Raw genomic sequence first — 2,244 nt, 5'->3', positions numbered from 1 at the left:
ACGCCATGCTCCAGGTCAGGGTGTAGGTATGAGCCCCCGCATCCCGAAGAAAACCCGCTCAGTCGCCCCATCGCGCATTCGCGAAGGCATGCCCTTCCCCCTCGGCGCCACCTGGGACGGGCTTGGGGTCAACTTCGCCCTGTTCTCGGCCAATGCCACCAAGGTCGAACTGTGCCTGTTCGACTCCAGCGGCGAGCAGGAAATCGAACGCATCGAACTGCCCGAGTACACCGACGAGATCTACCACGGCTACCTGCCCGACGCGCACCCGGGCCTGGTCTACGGGTACCGCGTCTACGGCCCCTACGAGCCCGAGAACGGCCACCGTTTCAACCCCAACAAACTGCTGATCGACCCCTACGCCAAGCAACTGGTCGGCAGCCTGAAATGGTCCGAGGCCCTGTTCGGCTACACCATCGGCCACCCCGACGGCGACCTGTCGTTCGATGAGCGTGACAGCGCGCCCTTCGTGCCCAAATGCAAGGTCATCGACCCGGCCTTCACCTGGGGCCGCGATCAGCGCGTACAGATACCGTGGGAGCGCACCATCCTCTACGAAGCGCATACCCGCGGCATCAGCATGCGCCACCCGGCAGTGCCCGAAGCGCTGCGCGGGACCTTCGCCGGCCTTGCCAATGACGAGCTGCTCAAGCACATCAAGGACCTGGGAGTTTCCAGTATCGAACTGCTGCCGATCCATGCCTTCGTCAACGACCAGCACCTGCTGGAAAAGGGCCTCAACAATTACTGGGGCTACAACAGCATTGCCTTTTTCGCCCCCCACCCCCGCTACCTGGCCAGCGGCAAGATCGCCGAATTCAAGGAGATGGTCGCGCACCTGCATGACGCCGGCCTGGAGGTGATTCTGGATGTGGTCTACAACCACACCGCCGAAGGCAACGAGCGCGGCCCGACGCTGTCCATGCGCGGCATCGACAACGCCTCCTACTACCGCCTGATGCCCGATGACAAGCGTTACTACATCAACGATTCGGGCACCGGCAATACCCTGGACCTGAGCCACCCTTGCGTGCTGCAACTGGTCACCGACTCACTGCGTTATTGGGCCGGTGAGATGCACGTGGACGGCTTCCGCTTCGACCTGGCGACCATCCTGGGCCGTTACCATGACGGCTACAGCGAACGCCACGGGTTCCTCGTCGCCTGCCGCCAGGACCCGATGCTGAGCCAGGTCAAGCTGATTGCCGAACCTTGGGACTGCGGCCCCGGTGGCTACCAGGTGGGCAACTTCGCGCCCGGCTGGGCCGAGTGGAACGACCGCTTCCGCGATACCGTGCGGGCGTTCTGGAAAGGTGACGAAGGCCAGCTGGCCGACTTCGCTTCGCGCATGACCGCGTCGGGCGACATGTTCAACAACCGCGGCCGGCGCCCCTATGCCTCGGTCAATTTCGTCACCGCCCACGATGGCTTCACCTTGCGCGACCTGGTGTCGTACAACAACAAGCACAACGAGGACAACGACGAGAACAACCAGGACGGCACCGACAACAACCTATCGTGGAACTGTGGCGCCGAAGGCCCCACCGACGACCCGGAAATCAACGCCCTGCGCATGCGCCAGATGCGTAACTACTTCGCCACCCTGTTGTTTGCCCAAGGCACGCCGATGATCGTCGCCGGCGACGAGTTCAGCCGCACTCAACACGGCAACAACAACGCCTATTGCCAGGACAGCGAGATCGGTTGGGTCAACTGGGACCTGGACGACGAGGGCGCCGCGCTGCTGGCCTTCGTCAAGCGCCTGACCCGCCTGCGCCTGGCCTACCCGGTGCTGCGCCGCTCACGCTTTCTGGTGGGCGACTACAACGAGGCGATCGGGGTCAAGGATGTCACCTGGTTGGCGCCGGATGGCAGCGAGATGAGCGTCGAGCAATGGGAAGACCCCCATGGCCGGTGCCTGGGCATGTTGATCGACGGGCGTGCCCAGGTCAGTGGCATCGCCCGGCCAGGCGCCGAGGCGACGGTGCTGCTGATCGTCAATGCCCATCATGACGTGGTGCCGTTCCAGTTGCCGACCGTGCCTGACGGTGATTACTGGAGCTGCCTGGTGGATACCGACCGGCCAGAGTTGCGCAAGGGGCAGCACTTGGCATTCGAGAGTACGTTCGAAGTGAAGGGGCGCTCGATGTTGTTGATGGTGTTGCAACGCGAGGAAGAGTGAACCCGAAGGGCCATGACCGGTCCCTTGTAGGAGCGGCCTTGCGTCGCGAAAGGGCTGCGCAG

1 protein-coding gene is annotated in these 2,244 nt (G+C 63.5%); it reads left to right on the top strand.

Going from position 1 to position 2,244, the window contains the following annotated elements; translation table 11 throughout:
• The first annotated feature begins 28 nt into the window (after positions 1 to 28).
• On the top strand, positions 29 to 2,182 hold the full coding sequence (gene glgX / locus NP534_RS26635) for a glycogen debranching protein GlgX (protein WP_274100715.1): 2,154 nt from the start codon (positions 29 to 31) through the stop codon (positions 2,180 to 2,182).
• Positions 2,183 to 2,244 lie beyond the last annotated feature (62 nt).

The organism is Pseudomonas sp. 39004, assembly GCF_028682155.1.
Lineage (GTDB): Bacteria > Pseudomonadota > Gammaproteobacteria > Pseudomonadales > Pseudomonadaceae > Aquipseudomonas > Aquipseudomonas capeferrum.
The sequence above is the reverse complement of the archived record's forward strand: the minus strand, read 5'-3'. Positions and strand labels throughout refer to the sequence as shown.

Coding starts and splice junctions, on each gene's coding strand:
- glgX (WP_274100715.1), top strand. CDS start 29: ATGAGCCCCCGCATCCCGAAGAAAACCCGCTCAGTCGCCCCATCGCGC.